The organism is Corynebacterium glucuronolyticum DSM 44120 (genome assembly GCF_030440595.1).
GTDB lineage: Bacteria > Actinomycetota > Actinomycetes > Mycobacteriales > Mycobacteriaceae > Corynebacterium > Corynebacterium glucuronolyticum.
Genome location: NZ_CP047452.1, coordinates 1,004,721 through 1,029,729, shown reverse-complemented (window position 1 = coordinate 1,029,729; position 25,009 = coordinate 1,004,721). Strand labels below are relative to the sequence as shown.

The 25,009-nt window shown below is 56.6% G+C and carries 18 protein-coding genes and 1 pseudogene; 11 read left to right on the top strand and 8 right to left on the bottom strand.

Annotated elements, in window-relative coordinates; genetic code table 11:
• The first annotated feature begins 393 nt into the window (after positions 1 to 393).
• On the top strand, positions 394 to 852 hold the full coding sequence (locus tag CGLUCO_RS04835; RefSeq protein ID WP_143336827.1) for a hypothetical protein: 459 nt from the start codon (positions 394 to 396) through the stop codon (positions 850 to 852).
• 98 nt (positions 853 to 950) lie between these two features.
• Here CGLUCO_RS04835 and CGLUCO_RS04830 read toward each other — a convergent pair whose 3' ends face one another.
• Both CGLUCO_RS04830 and CGLUCO_RS04825 read right to left on the bottom strand, forming a co-directional pair.
• The gene (locus tag CGLUCO_RS04830; protein WP_005391994.1) at positions 951 to 1,637 is read right to left on the bottom strand and encodes a hypothetical protein; all 687 of its coding nucleotides are present in this window, start codon (positions 1,635 to 1,637) and stop codon (positions 951 to 953) included.
• Between the two features lie 487 nt (positions 1,638 to 2,124).
• Entirely contained in the window at positions 2,125 to 2,886 is a 762-nt protein-coding gene (locus tag CGLUCO_RS04825) for a (2Fe-2S)-binding protein (RefSeq protein WP_232621867.1), read from the bottom strand.
• A gap of 305 nt (positions 2,887 to 3,191) precedes the next feature.
• Here CGLUCO_RS04825 and CGLUCO_RS04820 point away from each other — a divergent pair, with 305 nt between their 5' ends.
• A complete protein-coding gene (locus CGLUCO_RS04820; RefSeq protein WP_084035840.1) occupies positions 3,192 to 4,031 on the top strand; it encodes a shikimate 5-dehydrogenase in 840 nt (279 codons plus the stop codon).
• On the opposite strand, the gene CGLUCO_RS04815 is transcribed toward CGLUCO_RS04820, so the two are convergent.
• Entirely contained in the window at positions 4,028 to 4,168 is a 141-nt protein-coding gene (locus CGLUCO_RS04815) for a hypothetical protein (protein ID WP_198481427.1), read from the bottom strand. The genes CGLUCO_RS04820 and CGLUCO_RS04815 overlap by 4 nt on opposite strands.
• Positions 4,169 to 4,509: 341 nt before the next feature.
• Here CGLUCO_RS04815 and CGLUCO_RS04810 point away from each other — a divergent pair, with 341 nt between their 5' ends.
• The 5 genes from CGLUCO_RS04810 (at position 4,510) to pth (ending at position 15,830) form a co-directional block, all read left to right on the top strand.
• Entirely contained in the window at positions 4,510 to 5,358 is an 849-nt protein-coding gene (locus CGLUCO_RS04810; RefSeq protein ID WP_084035842.1) for a hypothetical protein, read from the top strand.
• A gap of 525 nt (positions 5,359 to 5,883) precedes the next feature.
• Entirely contained in the window at positions 5,884 to 9,675 is a 3,792-nt protein-coding gene (locus CGLUCO_RS04805; protein ID WP_198481520.1) for an ABC transporter ATP-binding protein, read from the top strand.
• Between the two features lie 714 nt (positions 9,676 to 10,389).
• Positions 10,390 to 14,130: a multifunctional oxoglutarate decarboxylase/oxoglutarate dehydrogenase thiamine pyrophosphate-binding subunit/dihydrolipoyllysine-residue succinyltransferase subunit gene (locus CGLUCO_RS04800; protein ID WP_232622035.1), complete on the top strand. Its 3,741-nt coding sequence runs from the start codon at positions 10,390 to 10,392 to the stop codon at positions 14,128 to 14,130.
• Positions 14,131 to 14,240: 110 nt separating this feature from the next.
• The gene (pip, locus tag CGLUCO_RS04795) at positions 14,241 to 15,245 is read left to right on the top strand and encodes a prolyl aminopeptidase (RefSeq protein ID WP_084035848.1); all 1,005 of its coding nucleotides are present in this window, start codon (positions 14,241 to 14,243) and stop codon (positions 15,243 to 15,245) included.
• Between the two features lie 21 nt (positions 15,246 to 15,266).
• Complete coding sequence (gene pth / locus CGLUCO_RS04790) at positions 15,267 to 15,830, top strand: aminoacyl-tRNA hydrolase (protein ID WP_084035850.1); 564 nt, start codon at positions 15,267 to 15,269, stop codon at positions 15,828 to 15,830.
• 210 nt (positions 15,831 to 16,040) lie between these two features.
• On the opposite strand, the gene CGLUCO_RS04785 is transcribed toward pth, so the two are convergent.
• On the bottom strand, positions 16,041 to 16,730 hold the full coding sequence (locus CGLUCO_RS04785; RefSeq protein WP_231286158.1) for a hypothetical protein: 690 nt from the start codon (positions 16,728 to 16,730) through the stop codon (positions 16,041 to 16,043).
• Between the two features lie 156 nt (positions 16,731 to 16,886).
• Here CGLUCO_RS04785 and corA point away from each other — a divergent pair, with 156 nt between their 5' ends.
• Entirely contained in the window at positions 16,887 to 17,921 is a 1,035-nt protein-coding gene (gene corA / locus CGLUCO_RS04780; protein WP_005395933.1) for a magnesium/cobalt transporter CorA, read from the top strand.
• Positions 17,922 to 18,076: 155 nt separating this feature from the next.
• On the opposite strand, the gene CGLUCO_RS04775 is transcribed toward corA, so the two are convergent.
• Positions 18,077 to 18,775, bottom strand: coding sequence for a general stress protein (locus CGLUCO_RS04775; RefSeq protein WP_231286157.1), 699 nt, complete (start codon positions 18,773 to 18,775; stop codon positions 18,077 to 18,079).
• Positions 18,776 to 19,316: 541 nt separating this feature from the next.
• On the opposite strand from CGLUCO_RS04775, the pseudogene CGLUCO_RS04770 reads away from it, so the two are divergent.
• The 3 genes and pseudogenes from CGLUCO_RS04770 to CGLUCO_RS04760 all read left to right on the top strand — a co-directional run.
• Positions 19,317 to 20,597, top strand: a pseudogene (locus tag CGLUCO_RS04770) (magnesium transporter MgtE N-terminal domain-containing protein); the annotation flags it as partial.
• Between the two features lie 94 nt (positions 20,598 to 20,691).
• Positions 20,692 to 21,324: a DUF1003 domain-containing protein gene (locus CGLUCO_RS04765; protein WP_005391965.1), complete on the top strand. Its 633-nt coding sequence runs from the start codon at positions 20,692 to 20,694 to the stop codon at positions 21,322 to 21,324.
• A 188-nt stretch (positions 21,325 to 21,512) separates the two neighbouring features.
• Complete coding sequence (locus tag CGLUCO_RS04760) at positions 21,513 to 22,637, top strand: Mrp/NBP35 family ATP-binding protein (RefSeq protein WP_084035852.1); 1,125 nt, start codon at positions 21,513 to 21,515, stop codon at positions 22,635 to 22,637.
• Positions 22,638 to 22,806: 169 nt separating this feature from the next.
• Here CGLUCO_RS04760 and CGLUCO_RS04755 read toward each other — a convergent pair whose 3' ends face one another.
• From CGLUCO_RS04755 to sigE, 3 genes are all read right to left on the bottom strand, one after another.
• Positions 22,807 to 23,337, bottom strand: a complete 531-nt coding sequence (locus CGLUCO_RS04755; protein WP_005395927.1) for a twin-arginine translocase TatA/TatE family subunit — start codon at positions 23,335 to 23,337, stop codon at positions 22,807 to 22,809.
• 37 nt (positions 23,338 to 23,374) lie between these two features.
• The gene (locus CGLUCO_RS04750) at positions 23,375 to 24,052 is read right to left on the bottom strand and encodes an anti-sigma factor family protein (protein WP_232621868.1); all 678 of its coding nucleotides are present in this window, start codon (positions 24,050 to 24,052) and stop codon (positions 23,375 to 23,377) included.
• A 161-nt stretch (positions 24,053 to 24,213) separates the two neighbouring features.
• A complete protein-coding gene (sigE, locus tag CGLUCO_RS04745; RefSeq protein WP_005395923.1) occupies positions 24,214 to 24,918 on the bottom strand; it encodes an RNA polymerase sigma factor SigE in 705 nt (234 codons plus the stop codon).
• Between the last annotated feature and the right edge of the window lie 91 nt (positions 24,919 to 25,009).

The following is a 25,009-nucleotide window of genomic DNA, read 5'->3' as shown; positions in this document are numbered from 1 at the left end:
AGTCACGCGCGTACCGCAAAGCTCCTGTATATAATTGCAACGCAGCTCCATTTTAGTACATTTGTTCGCATTTTCGACTTCGTCTACACGTTCGTGTGGCTCCTCTCTCCTACTGTGAGAGCCATGTTTAGAAACACTCACGCCGAATCATTGCACTCTGCAACACCGCACGCTATCACCATCCCTAACAAACGCCCCCTCACCTCACTATTCAGCCGCATTCGTGACTGGGGACTTCCATCCGCCGAAGAGCGCCCGGATTCTCACCGAATTGGATACCCCCACCCGCTGAAGAGTTCCCCTCCTCCTCAACCACGAGGAGATTCTGGTAATGACGACGCGCCATCACCCCCTCTACAGGCACGTCGGTCCACGAGCACCCCACAAGACCTCGTGAACGATCTCTACAGTGCGGGCACTGGCAAAGATCTCAATGACGCACTCGATGAAGTGCGCGGCACGATTCATCATCCCCGTTCACTCGCCAGAGCAATAGCGACATGGCGTCCACCGCGCATCCGCCTGCCACTCACCGCTGATTCTCCGGAATTTATTGTGTCCGTTTCGCGCCACCGTGCGGGTGCACGCGTACGCGAATTCGTGCAAGCCTTCGGCGAAGATCGTGAACCTGCCTACCTCATCACCGTGCGCTTCTCTGATCCGACGGGGCGACCAGTACACACGCACCAAGCTGACGCGTGGGTGCGACGTTTCACTCCCGGCGCGCCTGAGCACTGCATCCACGAGCTTCGGGGCGAAGCTACTCCCACGTACTGCTGGCTTGTCGACGGAGCTTTTGCACCCCTTGCTTCACCATCTTCTCTTTTCAAAGAAGAAGGATTCGCTGCTTAGCTCCGTCGAACGGATGGTGCCGGCAACCACTAACCGGAGGCCATGAGATGCCCCGATCAGTTGAACTGATGATGCACAGTCTGACCAGCGAGGTAGGGCTAAAACTCGTCGGAATTAGCGGAGTAATCGCCGTCCTCGTTGCCATCGCCACCGAAGTCGATGTCTTGATAGTCATCAAAGTCGTCGTCATCGAAGGTGAGCAACTGCGATTCCCAATCCTCTGCCTGATCGGCGGCTAGGGACAGTGCCTCGAAAAGCCGATCGAAGTCGGTAAATTTGCCTAGCTCGAGGACCTCAGCGTCTTCGTCGATGTCCTCATCGCTTCCAATCGGCGAGGCCACGAAAAATACCTCAGCGACGGGAATCACATCGTCCTCCGCCTCCACCTCCACGCGGATGACGGAATCTTGGCCGACGGGAGTTGTCACCACGTGCGGGTCGCGATAGCTCTGCTCGAAGTCTAGATCGGCAATTCGTTCGTCGGTTCCTCCAATGAGATCGCGGAGGATGGTAATGATCTGGTCCGTTGCCATGTGACGGCCTACGGCCTTCACCGCATCTTCCACGGAGAACACAACACTCACGAGGACAGCGTCAAAAGAACTATCGCCATCGTCTACGTCTGCATCCGCAATGTAGACGTTGGCCGCAGGTAGCAGCGGATCGATCTCCACAAACTGGATTTCTAGTTCGGAAGTAATAGGTACAAAAAGGGTATCGCCGTCACCGCGGGATTCGATGCCCTCAGCATCAAGTGCTGCAGCTAGATCCTCAAAGAAAGCCATGCCAATTCCTTTCCCAGCCGGGCATATGCCGACATCGGAGTGGTGTGTTGTGGTTTTTGACCCGGAACATTTCCCGTGTCCTCATCGATGGTAGACGAAATGGGACGAACGCATGCGTTTTACTAAACCAGCAGTTGTCATTCCAAAATTCTCTACGCACCAACGGACCTTTTGGCCCAACCAGGAATACTGTATCGGGGCCCTGCACGCATGTCTGCTGGACGGAATACCACACGCTCAGCCCTCCTTTTCCGCGTTTTCACACACTTTCCCCGCTCTCGCGTGTGCCCAGACGGGGGCACATACTCACGGTTGTTACGTGCTCACGGAGGTCACGTGCGTATCTGCTATCGCGCCATGGTTCCAGGTTGCCTTCTTGTACAATCCCCGGACGACCAGCGGAGCGAAGGTGCCGTCTAGGGAGGCGCAGAGCAAGTGACAGGTGTCGAGCTGCGATGGCATCTAGGCGAAAATGCCCCTAAAAGTCCTAAAAGTACTGTGCACGCGCCTGGGCTTCTCGCCGGCGGGTTTTTGCATCCCGGCGCGGGCAGTCCGAGCACAGATCTGCGTCCGGTGACCGGAAGATCTTGCAGCAGGAGCAACGATGATAAAGAAGGAAAACATCATCGTCATCTGAACGTACGTCTTCTTCCGTCCATTCTCCTTCGCGGAGTACCTGGACCGTAAGATCAGGCAAACGGCGACCAGAAGCGTCGACAAGCGCACTGTGGAAGGCACGAGCAAGCGCGTAGCCTTCCCCGGAAGCAAAGTCACGCATGCCGTACCGGATTAAACCATCGACGGGAGAATCAACTGCTAGTGCCCACAACGGCGCCGGCCTAACCTCAGAGACATCTGTGAGAACATCGATGACCGCCGCCACCGTCGACGCGTACGTGCGGGCAGATTCCTCCACGGTAGCGACAGTGTCTTGCGGTTCTATCGTGTACCACAGTGGATCCATCCACGTGATTAAGCAGGATTCGAGGCTCAGGTCAGCGCACACCTCATCTTCGACCATGGCGGCACACGACGGCAGGGAAAGTGCATTGACAAATCGGTAGAACCACACCTGGGTGGCATCGCGAGTGCCGTTCATATGCAAGCTGTCCCCGGTCGCTTTCACCGCAGATGAAAGACGGTCTGGTTGGCAGAAAGCAGAAGGGGAAAGCACATCCCCGCCACGTGGCGCTGTGATGTAACTAGCCAACTCAGGGTGTGCTCCCGCGATGGCCGATAGAAACGACATCGGCTCCAGGCTCCTTTCTTCTTAAACGCTCCGTGCTACTAGCTGTGTCCATCACTGGAGGCTGAGGGGAGGATGGAGTATCTCAGATTTCTACCGCACTACTCGTAGTTGCGCTCACGACTCATGCCCTTTCCACGCGCCTCCGCCTGCTATGTGACGTTGTTACTTCTAGACTATCCGGAAGAGCCTTGTGGCGGGGACGGATCCCAAACCGAATAGTTTTTCTTGCTCACTGATATTTTTGCTGCGTTTTTGCTGCGGTGCATGGCACCCCGAGTGGGTGATTCTCTACAGTGGAAGTCACTATGAGTACACTTCAACGCCCGGTCGCAATCGTCGACAACGAAACCACCTTGTGCATTTCCTTGGCTACCCGCCCCTCCAACCACGGCGTGCGGTTCCACAATTATCTGTACGCCAAATACGGACTGAACTTCCTGTACAAGGCAGTGGCACCACGCACTATTGAAGAGGCTGTGGCAGGCATCCGCGGTCTGGATATTCGCGGTGCAGGGGTGTCAATGCCCTACAAGCAGTCAGTCATCCCTCTCCTCGACGCTGTCGATGCATCGGCTTCCAGGATCGAAGCTGTGAACACGATCGTCAATGACAATGGCTACCTCACCGGGTTCAACACGGATTACATCGCTGTTTCCACGCTAGTTGTGGAACGAGGTATTGAGCCGACAGATGCCGTCGCTGTGCGGGGAAGTGGCGGCATGGCGAACGCGGTCGTCGCAGCCCTGACAGACACCGGCTTCTCCGGTACCATCGTCGCACGTAATCACGAGACTGGTCCGCGCTTGGCCACACGCTACGGGTGGAAATATTCGCCCACCGTGCCTGAAGGTGCTCGAATGCTGGTCAACGTCACACCCCTGGGGATGAAGGGGGAGAATGCGAACGACATGTCTTTCACCACAGAGGAGATTTCGGCTGCTGACATCATCTTTGATTGCGTTGCGTATCCGGTAGAAACGCCGCTTGTCTCCTACGCTACGCAGGCAGGAAAGACCGTTCTTAATGGCGGAGAAATCATCGCGTTGCAGGCCGCCGAGCAGTTTGAAAAATACACCGGAATACGGCCCTCGGCAGCAGATGTCGAGGAGGCAGAAAGCTACACCCGTAACTCAACTGTGGGCTAATCCAGCACACCGCGTCCATCGTATTCGACCTCCCTCTGGAACAGTGTGACACGAGGTATCCCTGCGGGGAAAGCCGGTCCACCGGAATTGATCTCCCGGTTGTAGGAGTGGAGTATGAGGCGCCGGGTTGTGATCACGACGCTACATTATCTATGCGCCAGGCAGCCCCGGAGACATGAGTGGAGAATAATTTCACGTGGTGCGGTGTTGTACGTGTGGAGGTTCACTCGGAGTTGGCACACTAGCTGTAGAAATGACCGCACCGGATTGTTTCCTCGACGCGGAAACAGAAAGCCGTGCAGAACACGATGGCGACGTGCGACACATTGGATGAGCACGGCCGTGGAGGGAAGCTATACGATTGGTCGGAACTGATAGCGTGCCGACCGGGTTCGAACCATGCAACTAACAAGAACGACATAATCCTGCGATAACCTAATAAACTAGCAATAGCTGATAGCGACAGTAAGGACACAAAATGGGCACAATGGATGCAGTAAGCAACTTTTTTTCCAAAGACGACAAGGTCACGGCGAAAGATGGGTCCCGGACAGCCGAGGATCTTACGCATGCTCCCACAGACGCCGCCGTCCTCGAAGAACGCGCCGGCGCTATCGGTCGCATTGTGATTACTGCACTGGATAAGGCAGTGAAAATCCAGGGTGGTGCCATTAAGCAGTATGTGTCATGGCTGAAGAAGAAAAATCCTGATGCCACCCCAGAAGAGCTGCAAGATCTGCTCGACAAACACTTTAAGAGGGTCGCTACTGCCACCGGCGCAGGTTCTGGAGCTGCCGCCAGTATTCCTGGAATCGGTATGGTCTACGGAGCTGTCGCTGTTGGCGCAGATTCGCTCGCCTTCCTCGATGCCGCCGCCGTGTACACCATGGCCAGCGCACTGATTCGCGGGGCAGACATCAGCGATCCGGAGCAGCGTCGCAGCCTCATCCTCATGGTTTTGGCAGGATCCTCAGGCACTGCCATCGTGGACACGCTTCTCGGTGACCTATCCCAGGAAAATGGCGCATCGACGGCGGCTCTCCTCACCCGGTTCTCAGCCCCCAAGCTGAGCGAAGTGAACGAAAAGCTCATGAAATCAGCACTGAAGTCTATGAATAAGCGCTTCCGCCGGGCGTGGCTGGGTAAGCTCATGCCCCTGGGGGTTGGCGCGGTTCTCGGCTCCGTTGCCAACCGGAAGCTCGCCGACAACGTTGTGGACAGCGCCCATGCCTCCCTCGGAGCGCTGCCCCGCGATTTCGCAGATATAGACCCCGTCATCGACGGCGAAGTTCTTTCAGAAACCGTTGTCGAAAACTCCAGTGAGTAATTTTTGCCGCTTGCGGTGCCGTGGAACCCGGCGCTCGTACAGTCCGTGCACTGAACACAAGGGCACCGTACTGCGGTAGACCCACGTGCTGCTCATCTCCCGTTGTATCGGTGTCTCCTTCAGCCGGTGTTCCATCGCTCTTTCACGGTTCATGTGGCACACGAGGATGTCCGTTAGGGATACTACTGATCGCGCAGGCGATACTTGCCGTGAGTGCCTCCCTACGCTCACCTTTGCCGTCGTTCTACCTCCATTTATTTCCACTGCTATTCCCCCCGCCCCATCACCAGTCTCCTGTGCTTTCCTGCTCCAACCGTTTGTTTCTGTATCCCCGATTCAGTCGAGGGCGGACCGCACACGGCACGCAGAAACGCCAGTTCTTCCCCTGGTCGAATCCAGGTAAACAGCGCAATGCTGCTGAGCTCGCGTAGCGTTAGATGCTAAGGCCCCATCAAGAAAGGTGTTCATACCTTGGCAGATGAAACCCAACAGCAATCTGGCAGAATTTCACAGCTCTTCGCCACCATGTGGCAGCGCCCGGTGGTGGCGTTTCTCGCTTTCGCTTCTGCCGTAGTCACAGTGGCGATTGAAACCATTATCCCCTTGTTCACCCGCGATGCCGTCGATGTGGCTACAGGGCAAAAGACATCCGCGTTAGCGACGGATCTTTTGCCCTCACTCCGACCAATTACGGCAATCATTGTGCTGCTTTTGGCATGCGCGGCGGTCCGTTTCTTCTTTCAGGGAGGACGGCGGCTGGCTGCCGGCTTCCTGGCACACGACACCCAGCATCGGATGCGTGTGGCTGTTCTAGATACTCTGCAACAACTGGACGGGCGGAAGCAGGATTCGATCCGAACTGGCCAGGTCGTTTCTCGAACGATCTCGGATCTGACGATGGTGCAGGCTCTCCTGGCGATGTTCCCGATGGCCTTCGGCAACGTAGCCAAGCTCATTTTCACCTTAATCGTGATGATGTTCATTTCCCCGCTGCTTACCGTTGTCGCGCTGGTGAGCGTGCCCATCCTTGTCTGGATCACGGCACACTCGCGTTCGGCGGTTTTCGCCGCAACGTGGTCAGCACAGCAGAAGGCGGCAGATCTCGCGGAACATGTCGAGGAAACGGTGACAGGTGTTCGCGTTGTCAAGGCATTTGCCGGCGAGGAACGGGAAACCGATGAGCTTGAGCGGCGTGGCAAAGAGCTGTACGCCCACCGGATGCGCAACGCTTTTGTCAGCGCTCGCTACATGCCGGCACTTGAGCAGGTGCCCCAGATTGCGCTCATTTTCAACGTCGTGCTGGGTGGTTTCATGGCGATGACCGGATCGATCACCATCGGCACCTTCGTGGCATTTACCACTTACTTGTCCGCGTTAACCATGCTCACACGCAGCTTGGCCAACATGGTCCTACGCCTGTCCATGGGGCTCGCCTCCATCGATCGTATCTACGAGGTCATCGATCTCGCGCCAGAAATGTCAGAGCCCGAAGAGCCCGCTGAGATACCACAGGGTCCATTCGGAATCCGCGCAACTGACGTGGAGTTTTCTAACCCCGATAACGATGTGCTGAACGGCTTCAGCCTTGATGTCCGACCCGGGGAAACTGTTGCCCTCGTTGGTCCCCCTGGAGCGGGAAAGACCATGTTTGTTCAGCTGGCATCCAAGTTTTACGAGCCAATAAATGGTTCGCTTTCACTGACAGTTGCCGGCTCTGATCATGTGTCTGCTGGACGCACAGACGCTCTGACGACACTTCCGTACGACTCGATCCATTCGCGTGATCTGCGCGAAAAACTGACTACCGTCTTCGATGATCCATTCCTCTACTCCGCCACGATCCGACAAAACATCGCGATGGGCGGGGATTACTCCGATGAGGAAATCGAGGCTGCCGCGCGCGCAGCGCAGGCGCACGATTTCATTATGAAGTTAGATGATGGGTACGACGAAGTCGTCGGCGAGCGGGGTCTGACACTATCGGGTGGCCAGCGCCAGCGTATAGCACTGGCTCGCGCGCTCCTCTCGCATCCGTCGATTCTGCTTCTCGACGACGCAACCTCCGCCATCGATGCCAGCACCGAGGAAGACATTTACTCGGCGCTGGAAAAGATGGGAGATGTCACGATTATTGCTGTCGCGCACCGTACCTCGACTATTCAGCTGGCTGATCGAGTTGCGCTTGTAGAAGGCGGGCGGGTGACTGCGATCGGTACGCCGGAGGAAATGGCACGTCACCCGCGCTATGCGGAGCTCATGGACCAGGGATTTGCCGAAATCGAAGCGCCAGCAGATAATCCACTGTGCGTGGACTGCGATGACTCCGATATGCCAACGATGGAGGACCTGTGGCCAGAGTCCAGCCCGGCCAGCGAAGGGGCAGATGGTGGCTTTTCCTCGCGTACCGCCGGCGCGTTATCAGGCATGAACGCGATGCGTCGCGGTGGTGGCATGCGGATGGGTGCCGGCGGTGGTATGGCCGCGTTGGCACCACCGTCGAAGAAGCTGCTGGATGATGTCGCGGCTCTGCCCCCGGCGAAGGAGGATCCCAAGGTGGATTCGGCTGCGGCACGACGAGAGCAGGACGGATTCCGTCTCGTGCCACTGTTCGCATCGGCGCGGTGGCTGATCATCGCCGTCATTGCTCTCCTCCTCGTGTCGGTTGCAGCCGATCTCGTGTTCCCTCACCTTGTCCGTGTTGCGATCGACGATGGCATCGTCGGCAACAACGCCACCAGACTGTACGCCGTCGCCGGTGCAGGCCTCGTCATCATCGCTATTGCTTGGGTCGCGGGTTACCTGCGCCAGATTCTCACGGCGCGTACCGGTGAACGACTGCTGTACACGCTCCGTCTCCGCAGCTATGCACATCTGCAGCGGCTATCTATGGACTTCTTCGAGCGCACGTTGTCGGGCAAGATCATGACACGTATGACCACCGATATCGACGCGCTGAGTTCCTTCCTGCAGACGGGTCTCGCACAAGGTATCGTCGCCATCGCGACCTTGTTCGGCATCATCGGCATGCTCGTTGCCACAGATCCATCTCTATCCCTCGTCATGGTGGTAGTGATCCCGATCATCGTCATCGCCACGCTGGTCTTCAGAGCCGTTTCCTCTCGTCTGTACGGCGTGGCTCGCAGTCAGATATCAGAGGTAAACGCGGAATTTCAGGAATCCATCAATGGCCTGCGCACGGCACAGGTGCACCGAATGGAGGACTACACTCTGAATTCCTTCACTGCGGCCTCCCGCCAGTACCGGCAAACGCGGATCAAAGCACAATTCGCCGTTGCAACGTATTTCCCCGGTATTGGCTTCATCTACGAGGCGACACAAGCAGCAGTGCTCTTCTTCGGTGCCCAGGCGGTCCTGTCCGGTCGGCTCACCGCCGGCGTGCTTGTCGCTTTCCTCATGTACATGGGACTACTCTTCGGCCCGATTCAGGAACTGTCTATGCTTTTCGACGGCTATCAGCGAGCCAAGGTGAGCTTCGGGCGCATCCATGAGCTTCTGACGACAAAACCAACGGTTCGCGATACAGGCACCCTCTCGGTGGAGGAAGTCTCCCAAGCCTCCCACGGGGCAATCGAGCTCCACGATGTGGACTTTGGCTATTCCGAAACGTCTCACCTCGTTGCAGAGGATCTGTCAGTCCGGATTGCCCCGGGCACAACAGTTGCTGTTGTCGGATCAACCGGCGCCGGCAAATCCACGTTGGTTAAACTCCTCGTACGTTTCTACGACCCAGTAGCTGGGACGGTCACCGCCGGCGGAACAGATATCCAGGATTTCCCACTTCGGGTGTGGCGCAAGCACATCGGTTTCGTTCCTCAGGAGGCGCACCTGTTTTCCGGAACAATCGCTGAAAATATCGCTTACGGTAAACCCGACGCAACGCGCGAAGAGATCACAGACACGGCGCGCCGTGTTGGCGCACTAACGGCTATCGCTGCAATCCCAGGTGGCTTCACTCACCACATTGGCGAGCGTGGCCTCGGCCTAAGTTCTGGTCAGCGTCAGCTCATCGCTCTCGCACGAGCGGAAATGTTGCGTCCCCAAATCATGCTTCTCGACGAGGCGACTGCGACGCTGGATCCCGCAACCGAGGCCGCGTTCCTTGAGGCCTCGGATCGTGTAACTCGTGGGCGCACATCAATCGTTGTCGCCCACCGCTTGGCCACTGCAGAGCACGCCGACCGCATCCTTGTAGTCGATAACGGTGTGATCGTCGAGGACGGGACCCACGAAGAGCTCCTACGACACGGTGGCGAGTACGCACGGATGTGGAAGGCGCAAACCCACATCACTGTGTAGCGCTGGCCCCCCTGCACCACGACCCGCTGCCATGCTCGGTGGAGGAAACCAGTGCCCCACCATCTGCCGGCCCCGGACAAGGAACCACGCGGCCCGGCCACGAATGGACAGGTCTATCGCGGACCGTGTCCATCGCGTGCCGTGTCCATCGCGTGCCGTGTCCTCTCCTTTGCGCCTGCAACGACCGAAGAGTGCTAACCCCCCGCCATCGGCCTTCTAGAAAAATGTGACCTCCGCTACGGCCGGGGCTGAAAGGAGCGATTTGTCTCCTGCGTGTCTGTAATTTGAGAAAATCGGACTGACATTTATCTCCTGGAGATAGCCCTCATACGCTTTCACGCCAATTACGACAGCGCAAAAACCACATCAATACAGCGGAAATAATAGGCACTGGGGGTACAGGAGGGGTAAAACCTTACCACACCACCAGATTGACCGCGGTCGAAGTCTCGTGTTTTCTCTCCAGGTTAACCCCCGTTCGCGGGCGGGTGGGAGTTTAAAAAAGGGGCCAAAACTGCCACAATGAAAGGTACACGGATGCGCGTACTCCATTTGTGGTCTTGGCTGCTACAGATCCACCACAGATATCGTTCCGGCGCCATTACACTGGACGGGAAGTACACCATCAAAATTTATCCGCTAGACAAATGAGGCGAGGTTCCTACTGCCGTGACAACCCAAGACTTCGGTGCTAATCAATGGCTAGTCGATGACATGTACCAGCAATACAAGAAGGACCCCACGTCCGTCGATGACGAGTGGAAGGCCTATTTCGAAAAGGGCGGCAATCCCTCCGCTGGTCTCACCGACTCCCCCTCCACCCCCTCGACGACCCGCAAGGCTGACACGCCTGCTGCTGCGAAGGCTTCGTCTGAACAGCAGGCCTCCTCGCCTGAAAACGCCAAGGACGGGCTCGGCATGGAGGAACAGGAAGAACACGTTCAGGTTGCGGAGCACGCATTCGACTCTGCCCCTGAGATTAAGCGTCTCAGCGATGCAGAAGAGGCGCTGTGGAAGAAGAAGCTCGAGCATTCCCCGCTGAGCAAGATCGGCGAGAAGCCCGAGCCTGGCGAACAGGTGATGAAGGGTATCGCCAAGGCAACAGCCAAGAACATGGACATCTCCCTGGAAGTTCCTACCGCGACCTCGGTTAAGGACATGCCAGCGAAGCTCATGTTTGAGAATCGCTCCATCATCAACAACCACCTCAAGCGCACGCGCGGTGGGAAGATCTCGTTCACCCACATCATTGGCTGGGCCATTGTCAAGGCTGTACAGATCCATCCGGCGATGAATGTTAGCTACGAGGAAAAGGACGGCAAACGCTACTTTGTCACTCCTGAGCACATCAACCTCGGTTTGGCTGTAGACACCACGCAAAAGAATGGCGATCGAGCTCTTGTTGTCGCTGCTATCAAGGAGTGCGAGTCTCTCAGCTTCCACGAGTTCGTCGACAAGTACGAAGACATCGTTGCTCGCTCGCGTACAGGTGAACTCGGGCTTGACGATTTCCAGGGAGTGACGATTTCGCTGACCAACCCCGGCGGAATCGGTACCCGGCACTCTGTTCCTCGCCTGACCAAGGGGCAGGGAGCCATTATTGGTGTGGGGTCGATGGATTACCCCGCAGAGTTCCAGGGCGCATCCGCTGACAGGCTCGCTGAGCTCGGTGTGGGCAAGCTCGTTACTATCACCTCCACCTACGATCACCGCGTGATCCAGGGGGCAGAGTCCGGCGAGTTCCTCACCGACCTGTCGAAACTGCTCGTTGACGACGCATTCTGGGACGAGATCTTCCGCGAGATGCAGATCCCTCACTCCCCGATGCGCTGGGCCCAGGATGTTCCAAACATCGGCATCGACAAGAACACTCGCGTCGCCCATCTCATTGAGGCCTACCGCACCCGCGGTCACCTCATTGCAGACACGAACCCGCTGCACTACATCCAGCCCGGTGTCTCCGCTCCAGACCACCGCGACCTCGATATCGAAACCCACGGTCTTACGCTCTGGGACTTGGATCGTACCTTCAACGTCGGTGGCTTTGCTGGCAAGGAGCGGATGACGCTGCGTGAGGTACTGGACAAGCTGTACGCTGCTTACACCCTCAAGGTCGGTTCCGAGTACATGCATATTCTCGACCACGACGAACGCACGTGGCTGCAAGACCGCATCGAGGCCGGCCTCAAGCGTCCGTCCCACGCCGAGCAGAAGTACGTCCTGCAGAAGCTCAACGCTGCAGAAGCCTTCGAGAACTTCCTGCAGACGAAGTACATCGGTCAAAAGCGCTTCTCCTTGGAGGGTGCCGAGGCGCTCATCCCGCTTATGGATGCCGTTATCGATACTGCGGCTGGCCAGGGCTTGGACGAGGCTGTCATCGCCATGCCACACCGTGGTCGCCTCAACGTCCTAGCGAATATCGTCGGGAAGCCTCTGCGCACAATCTTCAGTGAGTTCGAAGGAAACATGGATCCGGCAGCTCCGGGTGGCTCGGGGGACGTAAAGTACCACCTCGGCGCCGAGGGCGAGCACATCCAGATGTTTGGCGATGGCGAGATTAAGGTCACGCTGGCAGCCAACCCGTCTCACCTCGAGGCTGTTGACCCTGTCCACGAAGGCATCGTCCGCGCTAAACAGGACATACTGAACAAGGGTGAAGGCGAGGGTGGCTTCTCTGTCATCCCGATCCAACTCCACGGCGATGCTGCTTTCGCTGGCCTCGGAGTTGTTCAGGAGACGCTCAACCTCGCCCAGCTGCGTGGCTACACGGTTGGTGGTACCGTCCACATCGTGGTGAACAACCAGATTGGCTTCACCACCACGCCGGATTCAGGTCGTTCCAGCCACTATGCCACTGATCAGGGCAAGGCCTACGACTGCCCCGTCTTCCACCTCAACGGCGACGATCCCGAGGCTGTCGTGTGGGTCGGCCAGCTGGCTACGGAATACCGTCGTCGCTTTGGCAAGGATGTCTTCATTGACATGATCTGCTACCGCCGTCGTGGCCACAACGAGGCAGATGATCCGTCCATGACACAGCCTCGCCTGTATGAACTCATCGATAACCACGAGTCCGTTCGTACGACCTACACCCGCGACCTTATCGGCCGTGGTGAGCTCACCGACGACGAAGTGGAAAAGGTCGAGCAGGACTTCCACGACCAGATGGAGACGGTGTTCGACGAAGTCAAGGCCGAAGGCAAGGAGAAGGCGAAGGCCCAGGAGGGCATCACCGATTCTCAGAAGCTGGCTCATAGTCTGGACACGTCTATTACCAAGGAAGAACTCCTCGCCATCGGCCATGCTTACTCCAACGTCCCAGATGGGTTCGAAATTCACCAGCGAGTGAAGAACGTCGCTAAGAAGCGCACCGAATCTGTGGAAAAGGGTGGCATCGACTGGGCTTGGGGCGAACTCATTGCCTTCGGTTCTCTCGCAGGGGAAGGCAAGCTCGTTCGCATTGCTGGCGAGGACACTCGCCGCGGTACGTTCACCCAACGCCACGCTGTTCTGTTTGACCCTAATTCCGGCGAAGAGTGGAACCCGATCGATACGTACGCCCGTAGTCGCGAAAAGGGTGGCAAGTTCCTCGTTTACAACTCTTCCCTGAGCGAGTACGCGGGTATGGGCTTCGAGTACGGCTACTCGGTGGGCAACCCCGATGCTGTTGTCGCCTGGGAAGGCCAGTTTGGCGACTTCGCCAACGGTGCCCAGACCATCATCGATGAGTATGTATCCTCCGGCGAGGCTAAGTGGGGCCAGTTGTCCAAGGTTATCCTCCTCCTGCCGCACGGTTACGAGGGTCAGGGTCCGGATCACTCCTCCGCCCGCATCGAACGTTACCTGCAGCTGTGCGCCGAGGGTTCGATGACGCTCGCCCAGCCTTCCGAGCCAGCAAACTACTTCCACCTGTTGCGTCGCCACGCACTCGGTGAGATGAAGCGTCCACTCGTCGTATTCACACCGAAGTCGATGCTGCGTAACAAGATGGCGGTGTCCAAGCCGGAAGACTTCACTGACGTGAAGAAGTTCCGCTCTGTGATCAACGATCCCCGCTTCGTCGATGTTGATGGCAACGTCACTGGCGAGGTAGACAAGATCAAGAAGGTTATTCTCTGCTCCGGTAAGGTCTACTGGGATCTGGAAAAGGAACGCCAGAAGAAGAAGATCGAAGACATCGCGATCATCCGTATCGAGATGCTGCACCCGCTCCCCTTCAACCGCATTCGCGAAGCTCTCGAGGTGTTCCCCAACTACGAGGAATTGCGCTACGTGCAGGACGAGCCGGCCAACCAGGGTGCTTGGCCATTCATGCAGCTGTATCTCCCCGAGCTCATCGAGGATCTTCCGCGCATGCGTCGTATTTCCCGGCGCGCCCAGTCCTCCACCGCTACCGGTGTGGCAAAGGTGCATCAGTTCGAGCAGAAGGCACTCATCGACGAGGCTCTCAGCTAGCGCGCAGGACATTCGGTTTAGCGCGCACCACTAAACCTGGTCGCCTGCCGTAACAACAAAAGCTCCCTCATCCGAAGTGATGAGGGAGCTTTTAGTTCTATAGTGGAAGTATGTACGAAGAATCGCTTCCCTACGAACAAGGCCATCTAGACGTCGGTGACGGCCAGCACATCTATTACGCCCTATCGGGCAATCCGGATGGAAAGCCGGCCGTGTTTGTCCACGGTGGCCCCGGCGGCGGCGCGCCGCTTGCAGACACGTGCTTCTTTGACCCAAAGAAGTACAAAATCATCCGTTTCGATCAACGTGGGTGCGGAAATTCCACGCCGAAGATTAGCGCCCGTGATGTCGATCTCGAAGCCAATCTCAAAGTCAATACCACCCAACATCTCATTGCTGATATTGAAAAGCTGCGCGAGTATCTCGGCATTGATCGATGGCTCGTCTTCGGCGGCTCTTGGGGTTCCACACTGTCCCTCGCCTACGCAGAAGCACACCCGGAACCCGTGACCGAACTTGTTCTACGCGGTATCTTCCTTCTCCGCCGCACGGAACTGGATTTCTACTACAACGGCGGTGCCGCCCACCTCTTCCCCGATAAATGGGAGAGCTATCTCGAACCTATCCCCGAAGATAAAAAGCCACCGCAAGACGATATCCACGGGCGCACGCACCTTGACGGGGTGGATCTCATCGCTGAATACCACCAGCTGCTCATGTCCGACGATTATGAGAAGGCGCTGCGAGCCGGTGTCGCCTGGTCCACATGGGAAGGCGCGACAAGCCATCTCCTTGTACCAGAGGAACCAGACTACGCGGAACCTGAGTTTGCTCTCACGTTCGCGCGGATCGAAAACCATTACTTCTACAACGGCGCGTTTATGGAAGACGGTGAGCTCCTGAAGAAGGAAAACATCGACAAGATACGCCACATCCCTGCTACTATTGTCCAGGGACGATATGACGTAGTTTGCCCGGCTATTTCTGCATGGCAACTTCATCAGGCATGGCCTGAAGCCGACTTCCACCTCTCCCCTGCAGCCGGGCATGCATCCCGCGAGGAGCAAAATCTCGCTGCCTTGGTGGCCGCCACTGATGCGTATGCAGAACGGTAAAGCCGTCTAGGCTTACAAACTATGAACGCCACCTTCCTTGTTGTCGGCCTGGGCAATCCCGGCGCAACGTACGAATTAACCCGCCACAACATCGGCTTCCTCGCTGCCGACGAGGTAGCCGACGCGCTTGCTCCTGTATACGTGGGTGGCAGTAACTGGAAGGTGGTGTCTAAAATGCGGGCTGTCCTCGCTGAGGAATCTCGCGGAGGAGCCAAAGTACTCGTAGCAAAGCCCCAGACGATGATGAACCTGTCAGGCGAAGCCGTTGGCCTTATTAGCCGGTTCTATTCAATTCCACCGTCGCGTGTCATCGTCATCCACGATGAGCTTGAACGCGATTTCGGTTCGGTGGAAACAAAGATCGGTGGTGGCTTTTGTGGTCACAACGGGCTGAAATCCATCGCCCAGCATCTCAAGACCCCGGATTTTGCGCGGGTTCGTGTAGGAATCGGACGACCACCCGGCCGTATGCGCCCCGCCGATTACGTGCTGCAGAAATTCTCCGCAAAAGAACAAACAGAGCTGCCATTCATTTGCGCTGATGTGGAAGACGCTGTCTCTCGTTGGCTTACAGCAGCGTCGTAAACGGTATCCCGCGACATGAACCGCTCTCGTCTGTATCTACTGCTCTACGGGCTCGACGTGCTCTACGCGCACGATATGCTCGTAGAACTCATGCATCGAAATAGGTAACGGTAGTCCGCTTAGGAGCGAGACGCGTCTCGTGCTCCGCGGATGACAACGTACAGGCGCGGTTCCACGCACAGTGCGTGAATTGTTAAAGTGACAGCTCCGCTACATGTCGTGTGCGCGAAGGTAATCTTGCACCACAACCGATAGGTTCAGGTCTCCATGGGCCTTTTCGGTCAGTTTTTCCACGTCCTGGGTGTCGATCGTTCCCGAGACCCGATTGAGAAGCAGACGCTCATTGCGGTCGAACATCGACGATCGGAAAACGGGAACAATATTCTGTGGAAGAGGCGGGTCGTTGACGTCTTCGCAACCTGTGGCGCTAGACGGATTCCCGGCGGTCGCGTGTTCCGGTAGGTTCGCGACCATGGTTTCGTAAACCTTGTCACGCCACGTGCCGCTATTTTTATCTACTTTCCCAGCTTCCTTATCTGCAAGGTATTCCTGAGAAAGACGTTCCGCTTCCTTTGGGTTCAAAGAAGTGAGTAATTCACCCGTACACCCGAAGATCAGGTCTGCCCGATGCTCGGACAGAAGACGCACTCGGTCGGAATTATTGTACATCCTCTCCACTTGGTACAGCGCGGGAATCTTCGCATTGTTCATCGCGCCCTCGTACAGACCACCAAGCATGATCTGCTGGGGGCGGGTCTGATCGACAATCACGGTCACCGGATCCTCGGCTGTCGGATCGCGATGCGAATGTGGTTCCTGCGCACACGAAGCAGTAAGAGCCGCCACTGTCAATGCGGTGGCGACAGGTGCAATTCGCCGCTTCCAGAAAGTCTGAGACACGGATTGAACTCCTTTCATTCCACCTGCATGCGCTCGTCACGTCACGTGTTTTCCATCCTACAGCGCAGAAAGACATACACTTAAGTTTCACTGGAAGAATAGAGCGGGTACCTTAAAATCCGGACGAAGTAACCTAGGACTAGAAGGGGAGGCCTCATGACCGAACCAGGAAGCAAGATCCATGTCCCCGTGGAGCGAGCCATCGAACGGTGTACGGTGTACAAAAATGGGCATCCTGTTCGTGGCCGGTTTAACCACAAAGAAGCCTTGGAAGAAGTTCGTTCATCCGGGGAGGGCTACGTATGGGTATCCCTTAATGCCCCGGATCAACAGCAGATGGTGTCGTTGTCTGAGACGTTCGGTGTACACGAACTCATCGTCGAGGATGCTGTTTTCGCTCGTCAACGCCCGAAAGTTGAGCGCTACGAGGATCAGCTGTTCATGGTCATCCGTAGCATCGAATACCAAGACATCGACGAGGTAGTCGATACCCGAGAAGTCATTTCCACCGGCGAGATTCAAATGATCATCGGAGCCGATTTCATCATCACCATCCGTCACGCAGCGGCCAACGTGGTTAAAGACCTCCGCCGGCGGGTGGAGGAAGATCCTGAGCTGAATGCATTGGGGCCGGCATACATATCCTGGCTTGTCTCCGATATCCTCGTCGATTCGTACCTCTCCATCTCGCATGAGCTATCCACCGAGGTTGACGAACTTGAAGAGACAGTGTTTACCCCCAACAACGATTTTGATATCGAGGATATTTACACTCTCAAACGAGAGATTCTTGAGATGCGTCATGCCATCGACCCCCTGGCTCCTGCGTTGAAGTCCCTTATCTATCGGCAGAAAGACCTTCTCCCAGAGGAGCTGCGTTCCTATTACCGTGATGTGATGGACCACGAACTGGTTGCGATGGATCTCACCTCGTCGTACGACGAGCGCCTCAGTTCTCTCATTAACGCCGCCGTGGCGAAGGTCCAGATCCAGCAAAACTCCGATATGCGTAAGATTTCGGCTGTGTTTGGCCTCTTGGCTATCCCCACCGCAATCGCCGGCATCTATGGAATGAACTTCGATGTCATGCCCGAGCTGCACTTCACGTACGGATATCCTGCAGTTCTCATCGTCATGCTCTTGACGATCATCATCGTCTACATTTATCTGCGAAAGAATAAGTGGTTGTAGAAGAGCAGCTGGCTGGCGGAAACTAAGCCCCGAAAAGCATAAGTCCGAAAATCAATCTGCCGCTGCACACGAATCACGAAAGCCGTGTCCCTACCTGTGGAAAAGGACACGGCTTTCGCTGTGCGCATCCGCGCACGGATGTCAGCGTTACTGGGTCAGTCGGAAGCTACCGATCCGTCGCCGGTTTCGTTACCAGGTGCACCATTCTTCAGCGCATCCGTAGCCGTCGCGTGCTCCTTGGCCACAGGATCCAGGACTGTTCCTTCGATGTCGTCTCGAGAAGCATCAGAATCCGTGCTCTGTTGGTGCGCAGTTTCATTGTCGTGCGCTACCTGAGGTTGATTCTCTTCTGGCAGCTTCCCTGCTGTTGTCCGTGGACGGACCTTTCCGTACGCCGAAGCGATGAGGTCGCGAGCCTGGGGAGCATCCTTTTCACTGCACAGCACATCGTAACGGGTAGCGACGATGGATGTCGTCGATGTGAAGTCACGCTTGCCATTCGACGCTCCATAGGCAATGGCAGCAAAGACCGCACCGAAGATCGCACCGATCACGAGACCTGATACCAGTGGTGCCAGGAACGTCGCCGAGAACATTCCCATCAGGAGACCGAAAAACAAACCCATCCATGCGCCAGAAGCCGCACCGGTGCCGAGCACCTTGCCCCACGTGAGCTTTCCATGAACATTTTCCACCTGCATCAGGTCGACACCGACGATGGTGAGTGCTTGTACTGGGAAATCCTTGTCCGACAGCATGTCTACCGCTGCTTGGGCTTCAGCATAGGTCTTGAAACTGCCAACTGGCCACCCCGTCGGTGGCATTGGGGCGATGGTTCGTTGAGATCCGGGCATCAGAAAATTCCTTTCAGCTTTACGTAGAAATAGCTTTACTTAGCGAAACACATGTATCGAACTTTTTGTTCCGCTCAATCTGGGCACCGAGCGAACTCCGTGCGTTATCGCTCGATGTATTAAACGCGGAATTTTCCACTGGTCCCTTCCTCCACGCGTCACCGCAGTGCGACTCCGCGTGCTTGCCGTCGGAATGGGAGGAGCATGATTTTCTTACTCCCCATGCGTGTACTTGAGGCATACCGTGGGCACACGCTGCTTCCCACCGACCACTGACAGCCGGTGCTAGCAGGTGCCAAACGTACCAGCTGGATCCAACTGCGGCTCCGGCCTTCATACCGGCTCCCGGCCGGCTCCCGGCCAGCTACCTTGTCCGCCTTCGTTGTCATGAGCAAAGATACGTGCGATGGCTGCACAGATCTCGCTTGTCCTTTAAAAACACCTCCATCACGCACCGATACAACTGCTCGGTATGGTCAGTTACGGTCTGCGTTTTAGTTTTACTTTTCGTTTCTTTCCCGGTAGCCGTAGACTGATCACCATGACTTCTTCTACCCGGGTTTATGCTGGCAGGCTGTCTGGCATGGTCGTTCGAGATCCCGACGCGGATAGCATCGGCCGCGTCCGCGACGTTGTCCTTATGATTCGCCCCGACGGCCAAGATTCCCGGGCTCTTGGGTTGGTCGTGGAAATGGTTAACAAACGGCGAATCTTCGTGCCGATGCTTCGGATCGGAGAGATCACTCCCCAGGACATTATCCTGGTCACCGGATCCGTTTCCATCCGTGCTTACAAGTCCCGGGCCGGAGAGATCACTGTGTGGGACGATCTCATCGGTTCAAAGGTGTCAGTCGATGATCCGGACTACCCCCACCTCCACGGAAAACCCGTGGAAATTGCAGATGTAGAACTCGAACGCACCCGCACAAGGGACTGGATTGTGTCCTCTGTCGCCGTGTTTTCTAAACGCCCGAAATTCGGCCGCCGCCCCACGCTGACAACTGTCCCTTGGATGTACGTTCACGGTGTCTCTGCCAGCGGTGTCGGCCCCCGAGATGAAACGGCGGAGCACATCGCCGAACTCGATGACCTGCGCCCTGCAGATGCCGCCCAGGTATTCAGCGATCTACCTGCTGAGGAACAGCGGGATGTCGCAGATGCACTCAACGATGAACGACTCGCGGACATCCTTCAGGAGCTGTCCGAGGACCATCAGGCGGAGCTCATCGAGGCGCTGGATCTGGAACGCGCAGCCGATGTGTTGGAAGAAATGGATCCAGACGATGCTGCTGATCTCCTCGCCGAGCTGGATGACAACACCGCTGATGTCCTCCTCGAGCTCATGGATCCGTCGGAGTCCGCTCCGGTTCGCCGACTCATGACGTTCTCCCCCGACACGGTGGGTGCTCTCATGACCCCGGAGCCACTTATTGTCACCCCGCAAACGAGTGTGGCGGAAGCACTGGCAATGGCACGTAACCCCGACCTCGCAACGAGTCTGTCCTCTTTGTTGTTCGTCGTCCGCCCTCCTACAGCTACCCCGACAGGCACGTACCTCGGCTGCGTACACCTCCAAAAGCTGCTACGCGAGGCACCAGGGGCCCTCGTCGCCGGAATTCTTGACCCCGACCTGCCACCGCTGTACGCGAACGATTCTCAGGAAACTGCGGCACGCTACTTTGCTCTTTATAACCTCGTGTGTGGTCCCGTGCTCGATGAGGCGGGGCACCTCCTCGGTGCTGTCGCCGTGGACGACCTCCTCGATCATATGCTCCCCGAGGATTGGCGCGAGGGAGGTATCCGCCCTGAGGCCGCGCAGACGACAAAGCCGCAAGTGGGCAAGCTGATTACTGAACGCGCACGCGAAATTCTAAACTCAAAGTCTGCACAACATCCACAGAAGGGAGGCTCGGATCGTGGCTGATCTCAACAGCGATGACCTGTCCCGCGGTGACCTAGATACCCCGGTTGCCGGTCGGCGCAAGAGGTGGTTCCGCATGGATGCCGATGCCGTCGGCGCCGTCGCGGAAAAAGTTGCACGGTTCTTTGGAACAGGCGAGTACCTTGTGTGGCAAACGATCATCGTCGTCACATGGATCCTGCTGAATATCACCGGCCTTGCATTCGCCTGGGATCCTTACCCATTTATCCTCCTCAATCTCGCTTTTTCTACGCAGGCCGCATACTCCGCGCCGCTCATTTTGCTGGCCCAGAACCGCCAGGAAGTCCGGGATCGCCACAGCTTGCAAGAGGATCGGCGACGTGCACAACAAACGAAGGCAGACACGGAATACCTGGCCCGCGAACTGGCGAGCCTTCGTTTGGCCGTGGGCGAAACAGTAACGCGCGATTATCTGCGCGACCAATTAGAGGACTTGCAAGCCGTGCTTGAGCGCTTGGAAGCAAAAATTGATGACGAATCGGCTGCACGCCGTTCGGAGCTTTCTTCCCTCCTCACCGATCCTACTCAGGGTGATCTTGCTCTACCCCGGCGAAAGGATGACTCCCCGACACAGGACAATTCCACCCCCAATTCCCCTACGCGGTAGACCGCGTTGCACCGTGGCACGCCGTTTGTGGATACGTCACAACCATTACGTACAATAGGCCTGACATAACAGAGACGTAGAGCGCCCCACGTGGTGAGGAATCGCCGTGTGATCCAATTGTGCAAGGGCAAAGCGTACTTTCCGCACCGGGCGCCACTATCTAGGAAGTGAAATTACTAAGGCATTTTATGGCTGCTATCACTGAAAATGACGTGCTTCAGGCACTATCTCACGTTGTCGATCCTGAGCTCGATCGCTCCCTCACTGAGCTCGACATGGTCAAGTCTGTTCGTATCGACGGTGCCGACGTCCATGCAACTATCCTCCTCACTATCGCTGGGTGCCCCCTGAAAGGGACGCTTGTCTCCAATTCCGTCGAGGCTATCGAGAAAATCCCTGGCGTAGAAAACGCCTTTGTGGATACTGAACCGATGACAGATGACCAGCGACGAGAACTGCGCATCAAGCTGCGGGGACACGAGCCGGTCATCCCGTTTTCTCAACCGGATTCCACCACTCGGGTGTTGGCTGTCGCCTCTGGAAAAGGCGGCGTAGGTAAGTCGAGCGTTACCGTCAACGTGGCGACGGCACTAGCTAAGCGTGGCTTGAATGTCGGCGTTCTCGATGCTGATATCTACGGTCACTCAATTCCCCAGATGATGGGAGACACCAACGGTCCACACCAGGTCGACGACATGATCATGCCACCGATTTGTCACGGTGTGAAGATCATCTCTATCGGTCACTTTGTCAAGGGCAACTCCCCCGTCATTTGGCGTGGCCCCATGCTTCACCGAGCTATCCAACAGTTCCTAACTGATGTTTTCTGGGGCGACCTCGATGTGCTCCTCCTAGATCTCCCTCCCGGAACGGGTGATGTTGCGATCTCAGTAGCACAGCTCATCCCCGGCGCGGAGCTCCTGATTGTCACCACACCGCAGGCTGCGGCGGCGGAGGTCGCTGAGCGAGCCGGATCAATCAGCCAACAGACGAAACAGAAGATCGCGGGTGTCATTGAAAACATGTCTGCGATGATCATGCCGGACGGAACAACAATAGAGATCTTTGGTTCAGGTGGTGGGCAGACAGTGGCCGACCGGCTGACACAGATCACCGGTGCACGTATCCCGCTGCTCGGTTCCATTCCGCTGGATCCTACCCTGCGCACGGGAGGCGATGCCGGCGTGCCGGTGGCCATTTCTCAGCCTGATTCCCCCGCTGGTAAGGCTCTCAATTCGATTGCCGAAAAGCTTGTCAAGCGCAAGGACTCGCTCCTGGGCAAGACCCTCGGACTCGGTATCGCTCACAAGTAGATACGCTTGTCCTGTGTCCATTGCTGGACGGATCGACACAGTGAAAACGGGAGACCCCGGTTCGTTATCCGGTGGTCTCCCGTATTTTTATCCTGATTACCTGGCCTCACCTGGTACCCATGGATGTCACGAGCGCTTCTAGGCGCACGCGCGCTCGGGGAGTCGGTATCTAGAGAACGTCACTGTAGTCGACGGTTCCCGTACCAGCTGGCCCCTCTCGACCTATCCGGGTGCTCCCGGTCTGATCATTGTCACTCGGTTTTTTGCTTGTCGACGCTGTCGGCGACTCCGTGGAGGATGCTTCACCTTGTGTTCCTGGGGTGGATGGGGAAGCAGCATCGGGAATACGTGTTGGTGCGGACGCACGATTAACCGATGCCGGGTCAGTGTCGTTCCAAAACTTTTTCGGATCTAACGCATCGAGGTACGTGTCATCGCCATCAAAAAGAGTCTTCGTCAGTGCAGCTTTGGGCCCCATTGCCCTCAGTTTTGCAAGCTCGCCGAGAGGTTTACGGAATTCGTCAAACTCCGGGCCCAGGTCGTCGCTCAGGCTCATCTTCGTGCGGTTGATAGCGTTACGTGCCGCCAGGATAGCTGCCTTGATATCCTCCACAGCTTTCGGAATCTTTTCCGGGCCGATGAGAAACACCGCGACGATGAAGATAATAAGAATCTCCACCCATCCAACATCGTTAAACACGAATTACACTCTACTTGTTTTCTCCGTACTTCGGAACTTAGTCGGTGCGATCTTTATATGTCCTACGCGCCGCCCAGTAAATGGAGGTAAGGCGACCAAAAAGCGTGTCCGACCGGAGGATATCGCCAGCTGCGGGCCCCTCCTCGCACGTATCAGGATTCATACTGGCTAGCTTGGCAACAAGCGACGAAGGAACATGAATGTCGTTTCTCGTCTCCTGCTTCAAAGTTAGCGATGCTTCCCTCTGCTCACGCACCTCCTTGCGGCATATGGAGCAGTGCAGAAGGTGCGCTCGTGCGCGCTTCTGTGCCTTGAGAGTGAGCTCACCATCTACGTACCCTGCAACAGCCTCTGCTGAGAGGTGCTCAACGGAAGAGAAGGTTTCGTCTCTATCAGCGACTTCTTCCCGCAACATCGTGGAGATCGCTTCTTGGAGCTTTTTGGGCGATACTGACCGGGGAAGACGGTTAACGCGACGGGCACGCAACGTTTCAAACGTTGGAGTCGACTCCTCGCTCTTGTCTCGACTCGTGCGCTCACGAATGTCATTCCGAATCAGAGAATCGACTCTCTCTAAGAATTTTCTCGTCCTCGTGACGGAGGATTCTCTAGGAGCAGACTGACGGGATGAACCCTCTGCATGTTGGGCAGAGGTCACATGAGAATCCGGAACTCCGCCTGCGTGGTCGTTCTCGGGGGCTGAACGATGCTGCACCGTGGGAGCCTCCTCTCCTTCATCTCACCGAACCTGAAACCAGATGCGACATTGGCACACACGTGGCTGGCGCGCAGCTACCCTGTCACTTCCACAGGTATGACCTTAGCCTTCTGACCCCACTCTATACCCAAATGAGCGGGAACGGCGTGAGCGCGTTGCTAGTGCTGGGGAACGAGAGCTTTCGCTGCATCCGATTCCTCGGCAGCAGCGAGAATGTACTCCCTCAACTGTTTTCTTCCACGGTGGATCCGAGATCGCACGGTTCCCATCTTTACGCCCAAAGTTTCAGCGATCTCCTCGTAGCTCAGTCCCTCCATGTCACAGAGCACGACGGCGACACGATAATCAGGACTCAGGTTAAAGAGAGCTCGTTCCAATGTCGGATCCAGGTTCGAGTTAATGTATGCCTCATCTGGTGTCGGGTCTGATCCCGGGTACCGGTCGTAAGCCGTTTCATTCAGCGCTTCCATCCGAATAGCCGAACGGTGACGAACCATATCAAGGAAGAGGTTAGTGGTAATTCGGTGCAGCCATCCCTTGAATGCACCAGGCTTGTAGCTTTTCAGCGACCGGAACACTCTCATGAATGTCTCCTGCGTCAAATCTTCAGCATCCTGTTTGTTGCCAGAGAGGCGATACGCAAGCCGGTAAACTCCGTCTGCATGTTCGGCGACGAGATCCGCCCAGGACGGCATCTCGCCGGTACCCGCGTCAAATGCGCTTGTACCGGTGAGCTCGTCAGCCACTGGTCCTTCCTCCGTGCGGGGGGGCTGGTCGGTGGGCTTCCCATTGCTTTTATCCTTCCGGCGGGAACCGAAACCAATCGCTCCGGAGAGGGAAAACGAGGAAGTCGCGTTCTTCATAGCTTTAATCCAAACATACGGTGATGAAAATGAGCCTAACATGATATTGATTTCCGCTGTGAGTTTCAACGAAATTATTCTTGTGTTTACC

Bases quoted from the DNA above. Each gene is read 5' to 3' on its own strand.
- CGLUCO_RS04830 (WP_005391994.1), bottom strand. From the start codon at position 1,637: ATGGCTTTCTTTGAGGATCTAGCTGCAGCACTTGATGCTGAGGGCATC.
- CGLUCO_RS04825 (WP_232621867.1), bottom strand. From the start codon at position 2,886: ATGTCGTTTCTATCGGCCATCGCGGGAGCACACCCTGAGTTGGCTAGT.
- CGLUCO_RS04820 (WP_084035840.1), top strand. From the start codon at position 3,192: ATGAGTACACTTCAACGCCCGGTCGCAATCGTCGACAACGAAACCACC.
- CGLUCO_RS04810 (WP_084035842.1), top strand. From the start codon at position 4,510: ATGGGCACAATGGATGCAGTAAGCAACTTTTTTTCCAAAGACGACAAG.
- CGLUCO_RS04805 (WP_198481520.1), top strand. From the start codon at position 5,884: ATGTGGCAGCGCCCGGTGGTGGCGTTTCTCGCTTTCGCTTCTGCCGTA.
- CGLUCO_RS04800 (WP_232622035.1), top strand. From the start codon at position 10,390: ATGTACCAGCAATACAAGAAGGACCCCACGTCCGTCGATGACGAGTGG.
- pip (WP_084035848.1), top strand. From the start codon at position 14,241: ATGTACGAAGAATCGCTTCCCTACGAACAAGGCCATCTAGACGTCGGT.
- pth (WP_084035850.1), top strand. From the start codon at position 15,267: ATGAACGCCACCTTCCTTGTTGTCGGCCTGGGCAATCCCGGCGCAACG.
- corA (WP_005395933.1), top strand. From the start codon at position 16,887: ATGACCGAACCAGGAAGCAAGATCCATGTCCCCGTGGAGCGAGCCATC.
- CGLUCO_RS04775 (WP_231286157.1), bottom strand. From the start codon at position 18,775: ATGCCCGGATCTCAACGAACCATCGCCCCAATGCCACCGACGGGGTGG.
- CGLUCO_RS04760 (WP_084035852.1), top strand. From the start codon at position 21,513: ATGGCTGCTATCACTGAAAATGACGTGCTTCAGGCACTATCTCACGTT.
- sigE (WP_005395923.1), bottom strand. From the start codon at position 24,918: ATGAAGAACGCGACTTCCTCGTTTTCCCTCTCCGGAGCGATTGGTTTC.